This window comes from Streptomyces sp. NPDC049813 (assembly GCF_044465085.1).
Classification (GTDB): Bacteria; Actinomycetota; Actinomycetes; order Streptomycetales; family Streptomycetaceae; genus Streptomyces.
The window spans coordinates 24,643-46,533 of the sequence record NZ_JBITLI010000014.1 but is presented as its reverse complement, the minus strand read 5'-3'; the positions used below and the strand labels follow the sequence as shown (position 1 = coordinate 46,533).

Here is a 21,891-nt window from a genome sequence, read left to right as displayed (position 1 = left end):
CCTCTCCTGGGGCGCGGCCTCACGGACCCGGCGAGGCCACGGCCCGCGGCTGCCACTCCTGCCTGAGCAAGCCGTAGATCCAGGAGTCGGACACCTCGCCGTCCACGACGCAGTCCTCGCGCAGCGTGCCTTCGCGGACGAACCCGAGCTTCTCCAGCACGCGGGCGGACGCGGCGTTCCGCGTGTCGACCTCGGCCTGCACCCGGTTCAGGTCCAGCGCGTCGAACGCCCACCGCAACAGGGCGTGGGCGGCCTCCGTCGCGTAACCGCGGCCCCACATCGCCTCGTCGAGGACGTAGCCCAACGACGCGCTGCGGTGGACCGGGTCCCACTCGACGAGCCCGGCCCAACCGGCGAAGCCCCCGTCAGCCACGCGCTCGACAGCGACGCGCGCCCCGGCCCCCTCCTCCGCCAACTCCCGGCACCGCGCGACGAATCGCCCGGCACGCGCCGGGTCCCGCCACGCGGGGGAGTCCCAGTAGCGCATCACGCGGGCATTGCTGTGCAGCACGAAGAGCCGCTCCGCGTCGCCCTCGGCGAAGGGCCGCAACCTGAGACGAGCGGTGTGCAGTGTGGGCGTGGTCAACGTCATGGGCCAATTCTCGCGACCGCCCAGGGCAAGAGGACACCCGTTATCGACTCCCGCGCCGTGAGCTACGGCTGGACGTCATTCTCCGTGCGGATCGACGCGAAGCTCGCCAAGTGCCGTCGTTGTCAAGATGACTGCCTAGGCTCACGAAGCGACGTCAAGATGACTGCCTAGGCGCACGAAGCGACGCGTCGAGTGCGCGCCGACGGACCATCCGCTACGTCGGGCAATCCCAGAAACCTGTGCGGCCAAAGCATTAGACTGGCTGGTCCCCCCACGTTCCTGCGCCTGCCCCACCGGGCGCCTCCGTTAGGTGTGGAGAGGGGTCCTGATGGCGACCTTCGATGTGCGGCCCGATATCGACGCGGCGGCCGCGAAGTTGCAGAACACGCTCGGGTCGAAGCGTGAGATCCAACGGCTGCCCGAGGTGCTGTGGGAGGACGAGACGGTCGAAATGCTCGCGACGGGGGTCTATGGCAAGGGCAATGGTCTGGTCGCAATGACCGACAAGCGGTTGATCTTTCTGAAGCACGGGATCATGTCGCAGCAGGTGGAGGACTTCCCCTACGCGCGGATCAGTTCGGTGCAGTGGTCGGGCGGGATGATCTTGGGCACATTGCAGGTGTTCACGTCGGGCAACAAGGCAGAGATCAAGCAGATGCCGAAGGCTCAGGGTAAGGACCTGGCCGACCGCTTGCGTGCGCGGCTCGCCGGAGCCCCCGGTGCGACGCCGAGTTCCGCGCCGCTGCCTTCCACGCCTGGAGGAGACGTGGCGAGCCGGTTGGCCACGCTGGACCAATTGCGCGCCGGCGGCGCGATCACCGACGAGGAATACCGCGACAGGCGGACCAAGATCCTCGACAGCTTGTAGACCGGGCGACCAGGGGCGACTCACCGTGCCCGATCTGGCGCGCGGCGAAGTACGTCGGCGGAGCCCCGGCCGGGGGAGATCCTGCAGCCGGGGCTTCCGCTTATTTGTGTGAAGCCCGCTTCGGGGTTCCGATCTTCGCCGAGACCGTGCGATCCCGCGGCAGCAGGCGTCGATGATCAAGTGTCTGCCACGGCCGGGCGGAAGAGGTGGCGATTTAATTATTGACGAAGGAAATTAATGGCTCTACGTTCCCGTGGTGTCAGGGTCGCGGCGTCACCTGGGCGCAGGGCGAAGGGGACAGGGTCGATGGTCTGGAACTGGGCGACTGGTGCGGCGGGCCGAGGGCGACGGCGAGGGCGTGGGGCGGCCGTGGCGGGGGCGTTGATGGCGCTGGTCCTCGCGGTGTGGCCGGCGGCGGGCGTCGCGGCGGGCGCTCCGGCGCCAACTGCCGCGCAGGGGAATCGCGTCGGCGCATGGTCCCCGGGGATGACGACCGGCGGGCCCTCCTTCGAGAACCGGACCCTGCGTATGGTCGTGCATCCGAGCGTCTCGGGTTCGGCGGCCCGCATCACGCTCTCCAACCGCTACAGCCCGCAGGCGCTCCACGTCGCGGCGGTGCAGGTGGCGGTCCAGGCGTCCGGCGGTGCGGGGCGACCCGGTACGGCACGGCACGTCACGTTCGGCGGTTCCGCCACGCTCACCGTCCCGGCAGGCGAGGAGCGGATCAGCGACACCATCCCGATCAAGGTCGAGGCCGAACAGAACCTGCTCGTCAGCCTGTTCGTGCCGGGTGCGACCGGCATGTCGACCTGGCACTCCGACGCGTTCGACACCACGTACACCGCGGCCGGCGACCACACCGGCGACCTCGGCGCCGACGCCTTCGACACCAGGACGACCTCCTGGTACTACCTGGCCGGCCTCGATGTCGTCGCACCCACCGCTCACGGCACCGTCGTCGCCTTCGGCGACTCCATCACCGACGGGTATCACTCCTCCACCGGCACCTACACCCGCTGGCCCGACTTCCTCGCCCGCCGCATCGCCGGCCGGCCGGGTCCGCAGCGGCTGAGCGTGGTGAACGCGGGCATCGGCGGCAACCGCGTCCTGACCGACGTGCCCAACCCCTGGCAGGGGGTCAGCGCCCTCGAACGGTTCGCCCATGACGCCCTCGCCCGCCCCGGCGTACGGGACGTGATCCTCCTCCAGGGCATCAACGACATCGGCAACGACGCGGGCCCCGACGGCGGACCGCTGACCGTGCGGGACCTCGTCGACGGCTACCGGACGCTGATCCGCCAGGCCCACGCGGCCGGTGTCCGTGTCATCGGCGCCACCCTCATGCCGGTCAAGGGCAACGGGTACTACACGCCCGCCGCCGAGGAGACGCGTCAGGACGTCAACCGGTGGATCCGGACCAGCGGCGCCTTCGACGGCCTCGTCGACTTCGACCGGGCCCTGCGCGACCCCGCCGACCCCGCCGCCCTCGACGCCGCCTACGACTCGGGCGACCACATCCACCCCGACGACACCGGGATGCGCGCCATGGCGGACGCGGTCGACCTGCGGCTCCTGCGGCACTGACGGCCGACGCCGCCGGCCACAGGCGCCGGGCAGCGGCCGGAACCCTTCGTCAGCGCAGCCCCTTGGAGTACAGGGAGAACCGCATGGCCCCCGGCGCCCCGTGCGTGAGGCCGAAGTACAGCCGCCGGTCACCGAGGCGTACCGCGAGTCCTTCCGGTTCCCGAGGAGAAAGGTGCGCGGCGGTCTGTTCCGGAAAGACGCGGTGCGAGGTACGGGTACGCCAGTCGGTGCGGCCGAGATACGTGTCGCCGCCGAACTCGGGGAAGTTGCCGGGACTGTAGCCGCTGCCCATGAGTTGGTAGAGCGTGTCGCCGTGCAGCGTCATGCCCTGGAAGGGGAGGCCCAGGTCGGCGCCGGGCTGGGCGAAGTCGGCGAGGGGCTTGAACCGCCCGGCGGCGAAGCGGTCGAGGTCGTACACCGCGAACCGGGGATCGCCACCGGTCTTGTAGCGGAGCAGCAGCCGGCGCCGGCTCTGGTCGAGCGTGACGCTGTTGCTGGTGGAGCCCGGCACGGGCGTGTGGACCGTCAGGCGGGCGCTGGTCCGCCCGAGGACCCGGCCGTCGGCGAACGTGAACCAGCAGACCCCCCGGCCGTAGCCGGAGACGGGGTGGGCCGACCACTCCGTCCACAGCCGGCTGCCCTTGCGATGCTGCTCGACACCCATCGCCCCGCCGTGCCCGAAACCCTTGAGGACCATGAAACCGGTGAGTACACCCCGGAAGGTCAGACGGTTGAGGCAGAGATCCCCGCGGCTGACGCGCTCGGCATGGGTGTACGCCCGCTGCTCACCCGGCAGCCGCACACCGCCGCCCACCACCTGCAACGCGTACAGGCAGCGGTGGGACTCGTCGAAGGCGAAGGACTGGAGCACGGTGCCGTACCGCAGGCGCACACCGGTGAGCCACGGGACCCCGGGCGTGGCGAGCCCGGACGCGTCGTGCCGGGCCCTCGTCGCGTCGGCGGCCCGGGCCGGTGCGGCCGGAAGGGCGAGGCCCAGGGGCAGAGCCGCCGCTCTCAGCGCGTTCCTGCGCGTGGGCGGCCGGGGAACGAACCTGGCCACGGAAGCCACCTCTCGACTGGTCGACGTGGAGTGATCCGGTCGGCGCACCGGCACCAGAACAGTGGCTCCGTGATCCGGTGCCGAGGCGCCCCCAGCCCGGTTTTCACCCGAAGGGAGGACGTCTCCCGGCCCCCGTACCGGCCATCGCTCCGGGCCCCCTACACTCACTTGGTGGATACAAGCAATAAAATCTGACAGGACGCGGGAAAGGGGCGGGGCATGGGCAAGGGGACGGTCGATGCCCCCGAGGCGGGGGAGTCCCGGGCCGTCGCGGACCCGGGGCCCGTCGGGGCCGCGAGCGCCGAGGAGGCCGGGGCCGGTCTCGGGACCGAGATCGTGCGGTTCACCCGGCTGGTCGCGGCGCGCAGGCACCGCACCAGACTGGAGCAGGGCGCCGGTGAGCGCGTCCTGCTGGCCCGCCTGGTCCGGGACGGCGAGCAGCGGGCCACCGACCTCGCCGCCGACACCTTCCTCGACCTGTCCACGGTCAGCCGCCAGGTGCGCTCCATGGTGGAGCGGGGCCTGATCGAGCGGCGGCCCGACCCGCAGGACCGGCGCGGCACACTGCTGTACGCGACCGAGTCCGGCCGGGCGGTCTACGAGACGTACCGACGGCAGCGCGACGCGCAGCTGGCGGAGCTCCTGGCCCCCTGGCCCCCCGAGGACCGGTACCAGCTGATCCGGCTGATGACCCGCCTCAACGACGATCTGGTGGCACATCAACAAAAACGCCACGGCGACGGGGACAGCCCCGGCATCGTGGCGCAGCAGGGAGCAAGCACGTATGAGTGAGGCCGTGTCGGCGCCGCGCCGGGACACCGCACCGTCCGCCGAGCAGACGCATCGGGGGACCCACAAGAAGACGACCGGGAAGAGCGGCCGGGCGATATCCACCGCTCCGTCCGGCGGTGGCGGCGGAGGCGGCGGTGGCCTGAGCCACCGCCAGATCCTGACCATCCTGAGCGGCCTGATGCTGGGCATGTTCCTGGCCGCGCTCGACCAGACCATCGTCTCCACCTCGATCCGCACCATCGCGGACGACCTGCACGGCCTGAGCCAGCAGGCATGGGCGACGACGGCGTACCTGATCACCTCGACGATCGCGACGCCGCTCTACGGCAAGCTGTCCGACCTGCACGGCCGCAAGCCCTACTTCCTGGGCGCGATCAGCATCTTCATCGCGGGTTCCGCGCTGTGCACGTTCTCGACGTCGATGACCGAGCTGGCCGCGTTCCGCGCCGTGCAGGGCATCGGCGCCGGCGGCCTGATGTCGCTCGCGCTGGCGATCATCGGCGACATCGTGCCGCCCCGCGAGCGGGCCCGCTACCAGGGGTACATGCTCGCCACCTTCGCCACCTCCAGCGTCGCGGGACCGCTCATCGGCGGCTTCCTCGCCGGTCAGGACAGCATCCTGGGCGTCGTCGGCTGGCGCTGGGTGTTCCTGGTGAACGTGCCGATCGGCGTCATCGCCCTGTTCGTCGTCGCCAAGGTCCTGAACATCCCGCACACCCGCCGCGACCGCCGCATCGACTGGTGGGGCGCGGTCACCATCGCCCTCGGCGTCGTGCCGCTGCTGCTCGTCGCCGAGCAGGGCCGCGAGTGGGGCTGGGGCTCCACCGGCTCACTGGCCTGCTACGGCATCGGCGTGCTCGGCATCATCGCCTGGATCCTCGTGGAGCGCCGGATGGGCGACGACGCGCTGATCCCGATGCGGCTCTTCCGCAACCCGACGTTCAGCAAGACCAGCGTGCTGTCCGTGCTGATCGGCGCGGGCATGTTCGGCGGGATGCTGATGATCCCGCAGTACCTGCAGATCGTGAAGGGCGCGAGCCCCACCAGGTCCGGCCTGGAGATGCTGCCGCTGATGCTCGGCATGATCATCGCGTCCGTCGTCTCCGGCCAGATCACCGCGAAGACCGGCCGCTACAAGATCTTCCCGACCATCGGCACCGTCCTCATGGTGACGGCGCTGCTGCTGTTCCACTTCGAGGTCCAGTGGGACACCCCGTTGTGGGAGTCCATGGTCTACATGCTCGTCTTCGGCCTCGGCCTCGGCGGCTGCATGCAGACCCTCGTGCTCGCCGTGCAGAACGCGGTGCCGCCGCAGGACATGGGCGTGGCGACCGCCTCCTCCACGTTCTTCCGGCAGATGGGCGCCACCGCCGGTACGGCCATCTTCCTGTCCGTGCTGTTCTCGAACGTCGGCGACAAGATCGCCTCGGCGTTCCGGTCGGCCGCCGGGACGCCCCGGTTCCAGGCCGCGCTCCAGGACCCGTCGGTCGTCTCCGACCCGGCCAGCAAGCCGGTCCTCGACATGCTGAAGCATCCCGGCGCGGGCGGTGGTGGCTCCGACGTCCTGAGCGACTCCTCGTTCATCCAGCAGCTCGACCCGCGCTTGTCGGAGCCCTTCAAGCAGGGGTTCGCCGACTCCATGCACGTGGTGTTCCTCATCGCGGCGGGCGTCATCGCGATCGCGTTCCTCCTGGTCCTGTGGACCAAGGAGGTCCCGCTGCGCAAGGTCTCCGGACTGGAGGCGCGCGCCGCGCAGGAGACCGGTGACGCACCTCAGCCGGCGGTGGACACGCCTGCGCAGGGGGACCCCTCGGTGACCGGGGCCATGGACACGGCGAGCCCGGGGGAGACGGACACCCCGGCCGCGGTGGACGCGCTGACGTCGGCCGGGGCCGCCGCCCCCGTCGCCCTGCCCACGGACGAATCCGCCACGGGCGAACCCGCCACGGGCGTCCGCGGCCACATCCGCGACGGCGCCGGAGCACCGGTGGCCGGGGCCGTGGTCACACTGATCGATCTGCGAGGCAGCCAGCTCGGCCGGACGACCACCGGAGCGAGCGGCCACTACGCGCTCGCCGCGCCCGCCGCGGGCACGTACGTCCTGATCGCCTCCGGCGGCGCCCGTCAGCCGCAGGCCACCACCATCGCGGTGGGCGACGGCCTCGTCGACTTCGACCTCGTGCTCGCGGGCGCGGCCGGTCTCTCCGGTACGGTCGTCGCCGCACCCGGAGACCGTCCGCTGCCCGGCGCCCTCGTCATCGCCACTGACGTGCGCGGCGAAGTCGTCGCCTCGCAGACCGCCGACTACGCGGGCGACTTCGACTTCGCCGACCTCGTCCCCGGCGGCTACACCCTCGCGGTCAGCGCGCCCGGACACCGTCCGGCCGCGCTGCCGGCCGAGGTGGCGGGCGGCGCCGCCAACCGCTACCAGATCCGGCTCGACCCGGGCGCCCGCGTCCACGGCACCGTCCGCAACCGCGCGGGGGAGCCCGTGGAGGACGCCCGGGTCACCCTGCTCGACACGGCGGGCAACACCACCGCAACCACGGTCACCGGAGCCGACGGCGTCTACGCCTTCGACGACCTCGACACCGGCGACTACACCGTGATCGCCGGCGGCTACGCCCCGCGCGCCCTGGCGCTGCACGTGGCGGGCGCCGGCACGCGGGACGCGGACGTGGACCTCAGCCACGAGGCCACGGCGCGGTAGGGACAGCGGGCCGCACGACGACGTCCGATTGCCGCCAGCACCAGGTCAGCCCCGCTGACCATGCTGGCGGCATGACGATGTCATCCCCTCCGGACTCCCTGACGGTCCTCACCGGCATGTACGCGGCCGAGGCGCGGTACCTCGCGGCCGGCGGCCCCGGCGACGCCTCGTTCGACCTCCTCGCCCCCTTCTTCGCGCCGCACGTCGCGCTCTACCAGGCGGACGCCCTGCCCTACGGCGGCGTCTGGCGCGGGCACGCCGGCATGACGCGGTTCTTCCTGCGGATGGGGGAGGTGTGGGAGCAGTTCACCATGGTGGACCAGGAGTTCCTCGCCACCGGTGAGACCGCGGTGGTGCACACCCAGATACGGGCGCGGGCCCACGCGACCGGCCGCGAACTCAGCTTCCCGCTGCTACAAGCGATCAAGGTCGAGCACGGACAGATCACTGAGGTCCGGCCGTTCTACTGGGACACGCGGGCCATCGCGGAGGCTTGCACGGCGCCGGCGGGAGGGGCCTGACGCGGCGCAGGTGGAGGGGTCGCCCGGCCGTGGCCGACGGGACCCCGGCGCAGACGGACCTGCCACATGCCCGTGCCGGGCCTGACCCCGCGCAGCCGGACGCGTCACCCGCGCCCGAGATGTTCCAGCACCCGCCGCATCGCCTCCCGCACGGCCATGCGCGCGCTCTCGGTGTGGTCGAGGCCCTCGAAGCCGTGGTGGCCGTCCGGCACGTCGAGCACCTCCAGCGGGGCTCCGCCCGCCTCCGCCGCCGTGACGAACTCGGCCACCGTCGCCGCGATCGCGGAGGCCTCCAGGCCGGCCCGCACGAGGACGAACGGCGGCGTCCCGCCTCGCGCCACCACCTCCGCGGGCCGGAACCGGGGATCGTCCGCACCCCAGCCCGGCAGCGGCCGCATGATCGGGTAACAGGCGGCCAGACAGCGCAGCCAGGACGGCTGCTCGCGGAGCCACGGCGCCGCCATCGGGCCACTGCCCGAGAAGAACCACAGCGCGATCCGCTCCGCGTCGACGCGGGGATCGGCCCGCACCTCGGCCACCGCGGCGGCCAGGTGCGCGGCCGCCGTCGGATAGGCGCTCACCTCGTGCAAGCCGTGGTCGAGCGTCACCCCGACCACGCCCTGCCCGGCGGCGAAACGCCCGTAGGAGACGAACGTCGTCCAGTCGCGCGGAGTGGGCTCGACCCCGGCGGGCACCGGACCACCGTGCACGAACACGATCGCGGGCCGTGGAGCCGTCGCCGCGTCTTCGGGCACGTACAGATCGATGGCGCCGCGCCGTTCACGGACGATCGGCGGCACGTCGAAGAGGAAGGGACGCTGATAGGCAGGCGTAACCGGCGTCTCTCCCGACGCCGCTCCCTCCACCCCACCCGAGGCCGCTCCCGGCACCCCGCCCGCCCCCGCCCCGGGCGCCCCCTCGGGCACCACAAGGCAGTCCCCTTCCCCCGCGGCGGCGGCAAGCAGCACGTCGGCCAGGTCACCGGGGCACGACAGCATCGGCCAATGCCCGGTGGGCAGTTCGAAGAAGGTGATGTCGGGCCGGGCCAGCGCCGCAAGCGCGGGATCACCGAAGCTCACCAGCATGCGCAGCGTGTCGAGGGTCGCCCCGCTGCCCGCGCAGAGCACCCCGGTACTGGGAAGGCGCTCCGCCGCGCCGGTCAGCCGCAATGGCTGCGTCAGCGTACCCACCGGCTGGGCCGCCGCGGACGCGGTCAACAGGTCGAGATCCGCGTCGGACAGACCTGCCGTGCTGCCCCAGCGCTGCCACTCCTCCCGCGCGGGCGGCGGGAGTTCCCCACTCGTGGTGTCGCCCGCTGCGAGCCGCTCGCGCACCTCCTGATGGGCGAGGGCCGCCAGCGCGGGCACGCCGTCCCGCACGGGGGCCGTGTCGACGTAGACGATCCGCGCGACCCGGTCCGCGCGCCGGTCGGCCGCGCCCACCGCCGGGTGCAGGCCGTAGTCGTGCCCGACCAGGACGATGTCCCGCTCACCCTCCGGCGCACCGATCGCGTCGACGGACTCGACGACCCGGGCGATGTGCTCCTCCAGATCGGCCGCGGGCCCGAGATCCACCAGGTGCGTCCTGGCACCCCGGGCGGTCAGCTCCTCCGCGGCGGCCCGCCACGCCCGCGGTCCGGTGAACAGCCCCGGCACCAGCACGAACTCCGTCATGTCCCACACTCCTCGTGAACGCCGTCGCCCTCCGCGCCCGGTTCCTGCGCCCGCCGCGGTGGCCGGTAGATTAGGAACTCCCCCTGAGGGAGGTTCAAGTGCCGCTGTCGCCCGAGCCGGACCCCGGACCCGCGCCGGGTCCCACGTCGTCCCACGACGACCTGTGGACCATCGGGGAGCTCGCCGAGCGGGCCGGCACCACCGTGAAGACCGTCCGCTTCTACTCCGACAAGGGCCTGCTGCCCCAGCGCACGCGCAGCGCCGGCGGGCACCGCCGCTACGCCCCGGACGCCCTGGACCGGCTCGACCTCATCCGCTCCCTGCGGAACCTGGGCCTGCCCGTCCCGCAGGTGCGCCGCGTCATCGAGGAACAGCCGGGCGCGCAGGGCGCGTTGAAGGACGCCGTCGCGGAGCAGCTGCGCACGCTGGGCTCGCGGATGAGCGCGCTGCGCTGGCAGGAGTCGGCCCTGCGACTCGTCGAGGAGTCCGCACCGGCGGAGCGGGCGGAGCGGCTGCGGCTCGTCGGCGCGTTGGACACCCCGCCGAGCACGGCGCCGCTGGCCCGGTTCTGGCGGGCCTGGCTGCCGCCGCGGATGCCGCCGAAGGCACGGGCCGCGTTCCTCGACGCGGCGGTTCCGCAGCCGCCCGACGCCCCGTCACCGGCCCAGGTGCTCGCCTTCGCCCGGCTCTGCGCCCTGGTGACGCGCCCCTGCCCGACCGGCCCGGCGGCGCGGCCCACGCAGCCGGCCGCGCACCGGGCGGCGGGCGCGCGCGAGTCCGCCCTGCTCTACGCCGGACTCGCGGAGGCCTACGACCTCGCCGCCCCGCGGATGCGCGCGGGCGCCGACCCGGAGGCCGGTGACGCGCTCGACTGTTTCGTGGCCACGTACGCGGCCGTGATGGGCGCCCGGGACACGGCGGTGTTCCGCCGCGCGCTGGCCGGGCAACTGGCCGTCGACCCACGGCTCGACGGCTACTGGGAACAGGTGGCGGTGGTGCGCACGCCGGAGGGCGGTCGTGCGGAGCCGACCCCGGGCATGGCGCACGACTGGTTGCTCGCGGCGCTCCAACCGCCCCTCGCCGCCTGAGCGGCACGGTCCGCAACGCTGCGGCACGTCCCCTCAACGGCCGTATCTGGTCCGTACCAGCGTCTTGACGCCCCCTTATTTCACTCCTTAAATCAACAGGCGAACGCTTTCACCTCCACCTCGGCCGGCTCACTCGTGCCTGCCGCCCAGGAAGGACTGAGACGTGGCCCCCCAACGCCTGCTGCGCAGATGTCTGCTCGCCGCTCTGTCCGCCACACTGGTCGCGTCCGCCGCGACCGGCGTCGCCCGCGCGGAACCATCGGACGCCACCGCCACTGCCACCGCCGCCGCCGCCGCGGTGACGTTCTCCGACACCTTCGACGGAGCCGCCGGCAGCGCGGTCAACTCGTCGAGGTGGACGCTGGAGACCGGCGACAACGTCAACAACCACGAGCGCCAGTACTACACGTCCGGTACCAACAACGCCGCCCTGGACGGTCAGGGCCACCTGGTGATCACCGCCAAGAAGGAGAACCCGGCCAACTACCAGTGCTGGTACGGCACCTGCCAGTACACGTCGGCCCGGCTGAACACCTCGGGCAAGTTCAGCGCCCAGTACGGGCACGTCGAGGCACGCATGAAGATCCCGCGCGGCCAGGGCATGTGGCCCGCCTTCTGGATGCTCGGCACCGACATCGGGTCGGTCGGCTGGCCCAACTCCGGTGAGATCGACGTGATGGAGAACGTCGGCTTCGAACCCAACACCGTCCACGGCACCCTGCACGGCCCCGGCTACTCCGGCTCGGCCGGCGTGGGCGCCGGATACTCGCTGCCCGGCGGCCAGGCCTTCGCCGACGCCTTCCACACCTTCGCGGTCGACTGGGCGCCCAACTCCGTCAAGTGGTCGGTCGACGGCGTCGTCTACCAGACACGTACGCCCGCCGACGTGAGCGGCAAGACCTGGGCCTTCAACAAGCCCTTCTTCCTGATCCTCAACCTGGCGGTCGGCGGCTACTGGCCGGGCGACCCGAACAGCTCGACCGCCTTCCCCGCCCAGCTGGTGGTGGACTCGGTGTCGGTGACCACCGCCGACACGCCCGCCGGCGGCACGATCAGGGGCCTCGCGGGCAAGTGCGTGGACGTCGCCGGGGCGAACTCCGCCAACGGCACCCCCGTACAGCTCTACGACTGCAACGGCTCCGCGGCCCAGAAGTGGACCGTCGGCTCCGACGGCACGATCCGCGCGCTCGGCAAGTGCCTGGACGTGGCCAGCGCCGGCACCGCGGACGGGACCCCCGTCCAGCTCTACGACTGCAACGGCACGGCCGCGCAGAAGTGGGCGGTCAGCGGGGCGAACGACATCGTCAACCCGCAGGCGAACAAGTGCCTGGACGTGACGGGCAACAACTCGGCCAACGGGACCCGGCTGCAGATCTGGACCTGCTCGGGCGGCGCGAACCAGAAGTGGACGGTGGGCTGACCCGCCGGCGGACGCACACCTGGGCGTGACCGGAGAACCGGACACGCCCAGGTGCCGTCGTCGACTGCGCGGCTGCGCTCAGTCGACGGTGACCACGACGGAGTGCCATCCTGAGGCACCGTCGGGAATCGTCCGCGTGCGCTTCTCCGTCTGGGTCTCGCCCGTGCGGTCGGTGGCCCGGACCGTCAGCGTGTGGCCGCCCTTGCCGGCCTGCCAGGCGTAGGACCACTGCCGCCAGGTGTCCCGGGTGTCCTCCGCGGCGAGCCGCGCCTCCTCCCACGGCCCGTCGTCGACCCGGACCTCGACCTTGTCGATGCCGCGGTGCTGGGCCCAGGCGACCCCGGCCACCATGACGGTGCCGGCCTTCGGGCGCGCGAACGGCTTCGGGGTGTCGATCCGGGACTCGGTCTTGATGGGGGCACGCTGTGCCCAGTCCCGTTTGACCCAGTACGAGTCGTAGGCGTCGAATGTGGTGAGCTCGATGTCCTTGATCCACTTGCAGGCCGACACATATCCGTACAGGCCGGGGACGAGCATGCGGACCGGGAAACCATGTTCGAAGGGGAGGGGTTCGCCGTTCATGCCGACGGCCAGCAGGGCGTCGCGGCCGTCCATCACCTCGTCGACCGGACTGCCGATGGTCATCCCGTCCACCGAGCGGGCCACGAGCTGATCGGCGGGACCGCCCTTCGACGGGGGCCGTACACCGCACTCCTCCAGGAGATCCGCCAGCCGGACGCCGATCCAGCGGGCGTTGCCCACGTAGGGGCCGCCGACCTCGTTCGACACACAGGTCAAGGTGATGTTCCGCTCGACGAGCGGCATCTTCAGCAGGTCGTCAAAGGACAGCGTCCGTTCGCGGCTGACCCCCTTGCCGTGGATGCGCAGCTTCCAGCGGGTGGCGTCGACCTTGGGGACCACCAGCGCGGTGTCGACACGGTAGAAGTCGCCGTTCGGCGTCATGTACGGACTGATGTCCTTGACGCGCAGGGCCGCGCCCTTCGGCACGGCCGCCGCCCGTGAGGAGGGGGCTGGCAGCACCACGTCCTTGCGGGAGGCGACGGCGTTCTGTCCCTGCGAACCGTTCAGGGCGCGCCCGGCGAGCCCGGCGCCGGTGGAGGCGGCCGCCGCCGCGGTCGCGGTGAGGATGAAGCCGCGCCGGTCCCATCCCTCGTCCTGGGGGTGCGCCGGCGCCGGATCGCCGTCGTCGTCGGCGGTCGCCCCGGGGCCCGTGACCGGGGCCGCCGGTGTGGCCGCGCGCCCGGATCGGCCCAGCTTCCCGATCAGCCAGTACAGCAGGCAGGCTCCCACGAGGGCGCCGACCACGGACGGCAACGCGTCGCTGACGCTCGACGAATCGGGCCGGCTCGTCGCGGCCGCCGCCCCGATCACACCGAAGGCGAGTACGCCGAGCGAGCCCAGCAGCCGCCACCGCGTGGCCAGCGCCCCCACCACGAGGGCCAGGACGGTCAGCACGGCGAGGATCCCGAGCTGCAGGACGAGCTTGTCGTCGGTACCGAACTTCTGGATCGCCCAGTCCTTCACCGCCGGTGGCGTCCGGTCGATGGCCGCCCCGCCCACCGCGATGACGGGGCCGGACTCGGGGCGGACGGCCGCCGAGACCAGCTCGGCCACCGCGATGGCCGCGTAGCCGGCGAGCAGCCCGCTCAGCGCACCCAGGGACAGTCGGGGGACGCCGTGCAACGGCGTGGGTCGTGCGTCGTGGTCCATGACGGGAATCCGTTCTGGCGGTGCGCGCGGATTGGTCCGTTCACACCGTCGGCGGTGCGCGGGCGCGCCGCCAGGTTCTCAGCAGCGACGGACTCCGCGCGGACCGTGGCCCCGCTCCGTGTGTCGCCCGCCTTCCGAGCGCGCTCCCGCCACGCGGTCGGGGTCTGTCACGGCGCCGGCGCGGCGACCGGCGGGAAGAACAGATCATCCGATCCCAATCCGACCCGTGACCGGCTCCGAATACCCCATGAGAGCGCGTACGCAGTCGGGTGGAGGGAGTGGCGATGGTCAGCGATGCGGGAGGCGGCACGGGGGGACCCGGGGAGTCCGTGCGGCGCACCGCGGTGATCGGCAGCGGCGTGGCCGGACTCACCGCGGCACACGTGCTCGCGCGCGCCCACCACGTCACGCTGTACGAGGCCGACGAACGGCTCGGCGGGCACGCCCACACCCACGACCTGATGTCGCCGGACGGCGCAAGGCACCGCGTCGACTCCGGTTTCATCGTGCACAACCGGCACACCTATCCGAACCTCTTGCGGCTGTTCGCCGAACTCGGCGTCGCCACCCAGGAGTCGGAGATGAGCATGTCGGTCCGGTGCGAGGGATGCGGCCTGGAGTACGCCGGAGCGCGAGGCCCGTCCGGCCTGTTCGCCCGGCCGCGCAACGCCCTGCGTGCGCGCTACCTGCATCTGCTCGCCCAGGTGCCCGCCTTCCACCGGGCCGCGCGACGCCTGCTCACCGAGGAACCCGGCTCCGACCTGACCCTGGGCGCCTTCCTCGACCGGGAGGGGTTCTCCCCCTACTTCCGCACCCACTTCGTCACCCCCGTCGTGGCGGCCGTGTGGTCCTGCGACGACGTCACCGCGCAGCGGTATCCGGCGAGGTACCTGTTCCGGTTCCTGGCCCACCACGGCATGCTCTCGGTCAGCGGGTCACCGACCTGGCGCACCATCACCGGCGGCTCGCGCAGCTACGTCGAGCGGGTCGCCCGCGGCATCCACACCGTGCGCACGGGCACCCCGGTGCGCGCCGTGCAGCGGCACCCGGACGGCGTCCGCCTCACCACCGAGGACGGCACCAGCCGGTCCTACGACGCGGTGGTCGTGGCCACCCACCCGGACCAGGCGCTGCACATGCTGGCCGACGCCACCCCGCGTGAGAAAGAGGTCCTCGGCGCGTTCCGCTACTCCCGCAACACCACTCTCCTGCACACCGACACACGTGTGCTGCCGCGGGCCCGCGGAGCCCGGGCGTCCTGGAACTACCTGATGCCGTCCTGCGCGCCCGGGACCGCCGACCCCGTACGCGTCAGCTACGACATGAACCGGCTCCAGCGCCTGGACGCGTCCGAGACGTACGTGGTCACCCTCGGCGGCGAGGACCGCGTCGCCCCGGAGCGGGTCCGCGCCCGCATGCAGTACCAACACCCCGTCTACACTCCGGAGTCGGTGGCCGCCCAAGCGCTGCTGCCCGAGCTCAACTCGCCGGTCATCGCGTTCGCCGGGGCCTACCACGGCTGGGGTTTCCACGAGGACGGCTGCCGCTCAGGCGTCGAGGCCGCCGCGTCGCTCGGGGTGCGCTGGTGAGCGCGGCACCGGCGCTGTACAGCGTGGACATCGCCCACGTGCGCACTGCTCCGCTGCGGTACGCGCTGCGCCATCGCACCTACATGTGGCTGATCGACCCCGACCGGCCACCGCGCGTGCCGCTGCTCGTCCGGCCGTTGGCGCGCTTCGAGGCACGCGACCACTTCGACGGGGCGGGATCGTCCCTGCGCGCCGGACTCGACGCCTTCCTGGCCGAACACGGGGTGGACCTGAAGGGCGGCCCGGTCGTCATGCTCACCCACGCGCGTGTCCTCGGATACGTGTTCAATCCGCTCACCCTGTACTGGTGTCACGACCCCGACGGCACCGAGCGCTGCGTGGTCGCCGAGGTCCACAACACCTACGGCGGACGTCACTGCTATCTCCTGCACCCCGACGGGGCGGGCCGCGCGGTGGTCGGCAAGGAGTTCTACGTCTCCCCGTTCTTCCCCGTCGACGGCCGCTACCGGATGCGGCTGCCCGCCCCCGGAGACCGGCTCGACCTCACCGTGCACCTGGAACGGGACGGCAACCGCCCCTTCACCGCCACCGTCCGCGGCTCCCGGCACGCGCTCCGCACGCGCACACTGCTGGCCATGGCGCTGCGCCGGCCGTGGTCGACGCTCGCCGTGTCCGCGGCCATCCGCCTGCACGGCCTGCGCCTCTACGCACGCGGCCTGCCCCTCCAGCCGCGCCCCGGTGCGAACGGCTGCGCCGGGGCCCCCGACGGCCACGACCACCCCGCAGGCCTCGCCGGGCACACCGACTCCACCCGCCCTGCGCACCCCGACGATCCCGAACCCGCCGCTCCCCCTGGCATCGGACCCGGCCGCCGTGCGCACCCCGACGATCCCGAACCCGCCGGTCACCCTGGCATCGGGCCCTGCAGCCGTGCGCACCCCGACGATCCCGAACCCGCCGCTCCCCCTGGCATCGGACCCGGCCGCCGTGCGCACCCTGACGATCCCGAATCCACCGGTCACCCTGGCATCGGGCCCTGCAGCCGTGCGCACCCCGACGACGCCGATCTCGCCTATCCCCCCGACCGCCGGGGCGATCCCAGCCTCCTGGCCCCTTCCGGCCGTCCCGCTCGCCCCCGCCATCCCGATCTCGCCGATCACTCTGATCGTCCTGCCCGTCCCGGCCGGTCCGGTCACCGCGACCGTCCCGACGCCCGCCGCCCCTCCAGCCCTCCCAACCCTCCCCACTCTTCCGACCACCCGACCGGAGACCGCTCATGACCACCGGCGAGGCCCACCACATCACCGCACGACAGGGCACTCCGGCCACCCCGGCCGAGTCCGCCCCCGTGGACGCGACCCGCTGGCCCGACGTCGCCGCCCCGCCCCGACGGCACCGCCTCCGTACCGCGCTCGCCGCCGCCGTCGTCCGGCACGCCCTCCGGCGTCTTCCGCTGCGCGCGCGGTTCACCGGTGCTCCCGTGCTGGGCAGGGGCGGGCCCCTCCTGACCGTGCACCGCCCCGACGCCTTCCACGCCCGCATCGGCAAGCACGGGCTCATCGGGTTCGGGGAGTCGTACATGGCGGGGGAGTGGGACGCCCCCGACCTGGTCGCGACGCTGACCGTGCTCGCTGCCAACGCCGCGGAACTGGTCCCCGCCCCCCTGCAACGGCTGCGGGGACTCTGGGCGGCCCGCCAGCCGTCCGCCCGCCGCAACACCCCGACCGGCTCCCGCGCCAACATCAGCCACCACTACGACCTCTCCAACGACCTCTTCGCCCTCTTCCTCGACGAGACGCTCAGCTACTCCTCGGCCGTCTTCCGCGCCCTGCCCGCACGGTGGGACCTGCTCGCGGACGCCCAGCACCGCAAGATCGACCGGCTGCTCGACCTCGCCGAGGTGGGCCCGGACAGCAAGGTCCTGGAGATCGGCACCGGCTGGGGCGAACTGGCCCTGCGCGCCGCCGCCCGCGGCGCCCACGTCACCTCGCTCACCCTCTCCCGCGAACAACGCGACCTCGCCCGCGCCCGCATCGCCGCGGCCGGCCTCGCCGACCGGGTCACCGTGGAGCTGTGCGACTACCGCGAGGCGCGCGGCACCTACGACGCCGTCGTCAGCGTCGAGATGGTCGAGGCGGTCGGCGCCGAGTTCTGGCCCGCGTACTTCCGCGCCCTCGACGAACGCCTGGCCCCCGGCGGCCGGATCGCCCTCCAGGCCATCACCATGCCGCACGAGCGGATGCGGGCCAGCGCCACCACGTACACCTGGATCCAGAAGTACATCTTCCCCGGCGGGCTGCTGCCCTCCACCCAGGCGATCGCCGACACCGTCCGCGAGCACACCCGCCTCACCGTCGCCCGGCGCGACGGGTACGGCGCCCACTACGCCGAGACGCTGCGCCTGTGGCGCGAACGGTTCACCGCACGGGCCGACGAGGCCGACGCGCTCGGTTTCGACGCGACCTTCCGCCGCATGTGGACGTTCTACCTCGCCTACTCCGAAGCCGGGTTCCGCTCCGGATACCTCGACGTCCAGCAGTACCTGCTCACCAAGGAGGACCCCGCACCATGAGCCCCCACCGCCCCGCCCGGGCCGGTGCCGCGCACCGCCTCGCGGCTCTCGCCGAAACCGCGCTCGGCGGACCGCTCCCGCTCCGCCTGCGCACCTGGGACGGCGCCGAGACAGGACCGGCCGACGGGCCCGTGGTCGTCGTCCGGTCCCGCCGCGCGCTGCGCCGCCTCCTGTGGCAGCCCGACGAACTGGGCCTCGCCCAGGCGTACGTCACCGGCGAACTCGACGTCGACGGCGACCTGGCCGCCGGGTTGCGCGCGATGTGGGCCGCGGCCCGCGAACGCCATCTCCACCCGCCCCGCCTCACCCTCGCCGACCGCGCCCGGGCCGCCGCCACCGTGGCCCGCCTGGGCGCCGTCGGCCCGCGCCCGGCGCCCCCCGACTCCCAGGCCCGGCTGCGCGGACCCCAGCACACCAAGTCCCGCGACCGCGCCGCCATCAGCCACCACTACGACCTGTCCAACACCTTCTACGAACTGCTGCTCGACGAGACGATGGCCTACTCGTGCGGCTACTGGGCCGACGACGCACCGGAGTTCACCGCCGCCGACGCGCAGCACGCCAAACTGGAGCTCATCTGCCGCAAGCTCGCGCTGCTGCCCGGCGCCCGGCTGCTCGACATCGGCTGCGGCTGGGGCTCGCTCACGCTGTACGCGGCCGAACGGTACAAGGCGCAGGTCACCGCGGTGACCCTGGCTCAGGAACAGGCGGCGTACGTACGCGAGCAGGTGGCCGAGCGAGGCCTGAGCGACCGGGTCGAGGTGGTCTGCCAGGACTACCGCGACATCACAGGCGGCGGCTACGACGCCGTCGCCACGGTCGAGATGGGGGAGCACGTCGGGGACGACGCGTACCCGGGCTTCGCCGCCACCCTGCACCGCATGGTCCGCCCCCTCGGCCGGGTCCTGGTCCAGCAGATGTCCCGCGGCGCCACCGCTCCCGGCGGCGGCGCCTTCATCGAAGCCTACATCGCCCCCGACATGCACATGCGGCCGCTGGGCGAGACGGTCGGCCTGCTGGAGGCGGCGGGTCTGGAGGTCAGGGCGGTGGAGTCGATGCGCGAGCACTACGTGCGGACGGTCGACGCCTGGCACCGCACGCTCGAAGAACGCTGGGCCGACGTCGTGCGCCTCATCGGCGAGGAGCAGGCACGGGTGTGGCGGCTCTACCTGGTGGGCGGCGCCCTCGCCTTCGAGCAGCGGCGCATGGGCGTCGACCAGATCCTCGCCGTGCGGCCGTCGCCCACGGGCCTCAGCGGCGCCCCGGCCACGGCGAAGGACTGGTACCTCGGGCTGGAGGCGCCGTGAACGACTACCCGTGGAGCGCGTTCGCGGCCGGCCTCGGCTGGTCGGCGGCGGCCGCCCTCGCCGTCATGCTCGTCACGTTCGCCGTCGCCGTGCGCAAGGGTGTGCACCGTGTGGTCGACGTCGCCTGGGGCATCGGCTTCACCGCGGTCGCGGCGGTGAGCTGCTGGGCGGCGGCGGGCGAGGGCCTGCCGGGGCGGCGCGTCCTGGTCACCGTACTGACCGCCGTGTGGGGAGTACGTCTCGCCGTCCACATCGCCCGCCGCGGCCGCGGACACGGCGAGGACCCGCGCTACGAGAAGCTGCTCGCCAAGGCGCCCGGCAACCGCGACCTGTACGCGCTGCGCATGGTCTACCTGCTCCAGGGCGCACTGATCTGGCTCGTCTCCCTACCCGTCCAGGCCGCCCAGTACGTGCCCGGGCCGCTGACGGCCGCCGCCTGGGCCGGTACCGCACTCTGGGCGGTCGGACTGTTCTTCGAATCCGTGGGCGACGCCCAACTCGCCCGGTACAAGGCGGATCCGGCGAACAAGGGCCGCGTCATGGACCGCGGACTGTGGCGCTACACCCGCCACCCGAACTACTTCGGGGACTTCTGCGTCTGGTGGGGCCTGTACCTGCTCGCCTGCGACTCACCCGCCGCGGCCGCCGTCGCGGCCCCCGCACCGCTGGTGATGACCTTCCTCCTGACCCGGGGCAGCGGAAAGCGACTGCTGGAACGCCATATGGCCGACCGCCCCGGGTACGCCGCGTACAAGGCCCGCACCAGCGGCTTCTTCCCCCTGCCACCCCGCGGGGCCGGCCGGCCGACTCCACCGGCGACCGGCGACGAACAATGAACGGGACGGCGACCGCGCGACGGTCGCCGTCCGAAACGACAAGGAGACCACGTGCACCGCGACGACGAGCGAGCACTCCGCGGGCACCCGGCAGCGTCCGCCGCCCTCAGGCCGCGGCGGCGCATCCCGTCCCCGACGCGGGCCGCGGTGCTGTTCCTCCACGGCGGGCGCGCCGACAGCTCCGCACCGTCACACCCGTGGCACCTGGCCGCGCTCCGGATGGAACCGTTCGTACGAGCCGTCGCCGCGGCGCTCCCCGACGACGAGGTGGCTCTCGCGTCGGTGCGCTACCGCGTGCGCGGCTGGAACGGTGACGCCGCCGACCCCCTGCAAGACACCCACCGCGCGATCGAGGAGCTCACCCGGCGCGTCGGCGAGGTCCCGGTGGTCCTCGTGGGCCACTCGATGGGCGCCCGGGCCGGCCTGCGCGCCGCCGCGCACCCGCACGTGGGCGCCGTACTGGCCTTGGCTCCCTGGTGCCCGGCCGGTGAGCCGGTCGCCCACCTGGCGGGCAAGGACGTCATCGTCCTCCACGGCGACCACGACCGCGTGACGGACCCGGACGCCTCAGCGGCGTTCGTCCACCGGGCCCGAGCCGCCGGCGCCACGGCCGACATGATCCGCGTCTCCGGCGGCGATCACGCGATGCTCCGCAACAGCGGCCGTTGGCACCGCATGACCGTCTCGGGCGTGCGAAGACTCCTGACCCGGTGAGGCACCATGCGGGACGGTGCCTCAGCGGTTCGCGTACGAAGGGGGGTTGAGGCACGTCGGCACACCGACACGTCGACGTGTCGTCCGCAGCTGCTGTTGAATGCGCTGATGACCGAGCCCGCCGCTCTCCGCCTTCGTCAGGCCGTCCGACGCATCCACGACGCCACCCGGGAGCGTGCCGCCACCGGGCGCGACCTGGAGGAGGCCGACGACATCGCCGGCACGTTCGCGACGGACGGCGCGCTCGGCTTCGACCCGTTCCCGCTCCTGCGAGCGCTGCACCAGGCCGGTTCGTGTGCCGTGGTCATCGGGCAGGTCGCCGGGATCATGCACGGCTCGCAGGAGCTGACCGGCGACCTCGACCTGCTCTGGGACGGCACGCCCGCCCAGGCCGAGGCCCTGCGCGTCGCCCTGACCGCCACCGGCTGCACCGACCTGCCCGACCTCGGCCGCCCGCAAGCGCCCTACCGGACCACCGGCGTCAGCGGTGACCTGTGCACACCCGCCCTGCTCTGGGGCGAGCTGAACGTCGCCGGCTGCCTGTCCCGGGCGGCGGCCGCGCACGACCCCGCGGGCTTCACCGTCCGCTACGTCGCCTTGGACGACCTGATCCAGATGCGGCGGGCACTGGACCGTCCCAAGGACCACCGTCGCGCCGAAGAACTCACCCGCCTGCGCCCCTGACCCCGCGGCCGCATACCTCCCACGCCCCCGCACCTGGCATGTTTCCTCACCCCGTCCCGAGGCGAACGGCTGACGGGGCCAGTCCTCACCAGCGTGTCTGTCTAGCCGTTTTTGTCTCCTTATTACCCTCGATGTGGCCTGTTCTGACTGCACGTCACCCCGAAGCGTCAGCAGCGCAGCGCGATGCCT

The 21,891-nt window shown here is 72.7% G+C and carries 17 protein-coding genes and 1 pseudogene; 14 read left to right on the top strand and 4 right to left on the bottom strand.

Annotated elements, in window-relative coordinates:
- Window positions 1-19 precede the first annotated feature (19 nt).
- Entirely contained in the window at window positions 20-592 is a 573-nt protein-coding gene (locus ACIBW6_RS26115) for a GNAT family N-acetyltransferase (RefSeq protein WP_399063636.1), read from the bottom strand.
- A 328-nt stretch (window positions 593-920) separates the two neighbouring features.
- Here ACIBW6_RS26115 and ACIBW6_RS26110 point away from each other — a divergent pair, with 328 nt between their 5' ends.
- Together ACIBW6_RS26110 and ACIBW6_RS26105 are read left to right on the top strand one after the other, a co-directional pair.
- Complete coding sequence (locus tag ACIBW6_RS26110; RefSeq protein WP_399063634.1) at window positions 921-1,460, top strand: PH domain-containing protein; 540 nt, start codon at window positions 921-923, stop codon at window positions 1,458-1,460.
- A 486-nt stretch (window positions 1,461-1,946) separates the two neighbouring features.
- Window positions 1,947-3,044: an SGNH/GDSL hydrolase family protein gene (locus ACIBW6_RS26105; RefSeq protein WP_399063633.1), complete on the top strand. Its 1,098-nt coding sequence runs from the start codon at window positions 1,947-1,949 to the stop codon at window positions 3,042-3,044.
- A gap of 49 nt (window positions 3,045-3,093) precedes the next feature.
- On the opposite strand, the gene ACIBW6_RS26100 is transcribed toward ACIBW6_RS26105, so the two are convergent.
- Window positions 3,094-4,104 carry a teichoic acid biosynthesis protein C gene (locus tag ACIBW6_RS26100; protein ID WP_399063631.1) on the bottom strand — a complete coding sequence of 337 codons (1,011 nt, stop codon included), beginning with the start codon at window positions 4,102-4,104 and terminating at the stop codon, window positions 3,094-3,096.
- Window positions 4,105-4,323: 219 nt separating this feature from the next.
- Here ACIBW6_RS26100 and ACIBW6_RS26095 point away from each other — a divergent pair, with 219 nt between their 5' ends.
- The 3 genes from ACIBW6_RS26095 to ACIBW6_RS26085 all read left to right on the top strand — a co-directional run bounded on the left by ACIBW6_RS26095 (window position 4,324) and on the right by ACIBW6_RS26085 (window position 8,127).
- Window positions 4,324-4,896 carry a MarR family winged helix-turn-helix transcriptional regulator gene (locus ACIBW6_RS26095; protein ID WP_399063629.1) on the top strand — a complete coding sequence of 191 codons (573 nt, stop codon included), beginning with the start codon at window positions 4,324-4,326 and terminating at the stop codon, window positions 4,894-4,896.
- Window positions 4,889-7,606 carry an MFS transporter gene (locus tag ACIBW6_RS26090; RefSeq protein WP_399063627.1) on the top strand — a complete coding sequence of 906 codons (2,718 nt, stop codon included), beginning with the start codon at window positions 4,889-4,891 and terminating at the stop codon, window positions 7,604-7,606. Before ACIBW6_RS26095 ends, ACIBW6_RS26090 begins: the two co-directional genes overlap by 8 nt.
- A 71-nt stretch (window positions 7,607-7,677) precedes the next feature.
- The gene (locus ACIBW6_RS26085; RefSeq protein WP_399063625.1) at window positions 7,678-8,127 is read left to right on the top strand and encodes a nuclear transport factor 2 family protein; all 450 of its coding nucleotides are present in this window, start codon (window positions 7,678-7,680) and stop codon (window positions 8,125-8,127) included.
- Between the two features lie 104 nt (window positions 8,128-8,231).
- Here ACIBW6_RS26085 and ACIBW6_RS26080 read toward each other — a convergent pair whose 3' ends face one another.
- Window positions 8,232-9,800 (bottom strand): alpha/beta fold hydrolase, encoded by a 1,569-nt coding sequence (locus tag ACIBW6_RS26080; protein ID WP_399063623.1) that lies wholly within the window; start codon window positions 9,798-9,800, stop codon window positions 8,232-8,234.
- 98 nt (window positions 9,801-9,898) lie between these two features.
- Here ACIBW6_RS26080 and ACIBW6_RS26075 point away from each other — a divergent pair, with 98 nt between their 5' ends.
- Both ACIBW6_RS26075 and ACIBW6_RS26070 read left to right on the top strand, forming a co-directional pair.
- Entirely contained in the window at window positions 9,899-10,888 is a 990-nt protein-coding gene (locus ACIBW6_RS26075) for a MerR family transcriptional regulator (protein ID WP_399063621.1), read from the top strand.
- A gap of 163 nt (window positions 10,889-11,051) precedes the next feature.
- Complete coding sequence (locus tag ACIBW6_RS26070) at window positions 11,052-12,308, top strand: lectin (RefSeq protein WP_399063619.1); 1,257 nt, start codon at window positions 11,052-11,054, stop codon at window positions 12,306-12,308.
- 78 nt (window positions 12,309-12,386) lie between these two features.
- Here the strand turns inward: ACIBW6_RS26070 and ACIBW6_RS26065 are convergent, their stop codons facing one another.
- A complete protein-coding gene (locus ACIBW6_RS26065; protein WP_399063617.1) occupies window positions 12,387-14,039 on the bottom strand; it encodes a sulfite oxidase in 1,653 nt (550 codons plus the stop codon).
- Window positions 14,040-14,323: 284 nt separating this feature from the next.
- Here ACIBW6_RS26065 and ACIBW6_RS26060 point away from each other — a divergent pair, with 284 nt between their 5' ends.
- The 7 genes and pseudogenes from ACIBW6_RS26060 to ACIBW6_RS26030 all read left to right on the top strand — a co-directional run bounded on the left by ACIBW6_RS26060 (window position 14,324) and on the right by ACIBW6_RS26030 (window position 21,702).
- Window positions 14,324-15,628 carry an NAD(P)/FAD-dependent oxidoreductase gene (locus tag ACIBW6_RS26060; RefSeq protein ID WP_399063615.1) on the top strand — a complete coding sequence of 435 codons (1,305 nt, stop codon included), beginning with the start codon at window positions 14,324-14,326 and terminating at the stop codon, window positions 15,626-15,628.
- A pseudogene (locus ACIBW6_RS26055) lies at window positions 15,625-16,326 on the top strand (DUF1365 domain-containing protein); the annotation flags it as partial. The gene ACIBW6_RS26060 and the pseudogene ACIBW6_RS26055, both read left to right, overlap by 4 nt.
- Window positions 16,327-16,865: 539 nt before the next feature.
- The gene (locus ACIBW6_RS26050) at window positions 16,866-18,161 is read left to right on the top strand and encodes a class I SAM-dependent methyltransferase (protein ID WP_399063613.1); all 1,296 of its coding nucleotides are present in this window, start codon (window positions 16,866-16,868) and stop codon (window positions 18,159-18,161) included.
- The gene (locus tag ACIBW6_RS26045; RefSeq protein WP_399063612.1) at window positions 18,158-19,468 is read left to right on the top strand and encodes a class I SAM-dependent methyltransferase; all 1,311 of its coding nucleotides are present in this window, start codon (window positions 18,158-18,160) and stop codon (window positions 19,466-19,468) included. Before ACIBW6_RS26050 ends, ACIBW6_RS26045 begins: the two co-directional genes overlap by 4 nt.
- Window positions 19,465-20,304, top strand: a complete 840-nt coding sequence (locus tag ACIBW6_RS26040; protein ID WP_399063610.1) for a DUF1295 domain-containing protein — start codon at window positions 19,465-19,467, stop codon at window positions 20,302-20,304. The genes ACIBW6_RS26045 and ACIBW6_RS26040 overlap by 4 nt, the downstream gene beginning before the upstream one ends.
- 51 nt (window positions 20,305-20,355) lie before the next feature.
- A complete protein-coding gene (locus tag ACIBW6_RS26035; protein WP_399063608.1) occupies window positions 20,356-21,018 on the top strand; it encodes an alpha/beta fold hydrolase in 663 nt (220 codons plus the stop codon).
- Window positions 21,019-21,126: 108 nt separating this feature from the next.
- Window positions 21,127-21,702 (top strand): hypothetical protein, encoded by a 576-nt coding sequence (locus ACIBW6_RS26030; protein WP_399063607.1) that lies wholly within the window; start codon window positions 21,127-21,129, stop codon window positions 21,700-21,702.
- Window positions 21,703-21,891: the final 189 nt, after the last annotated feature.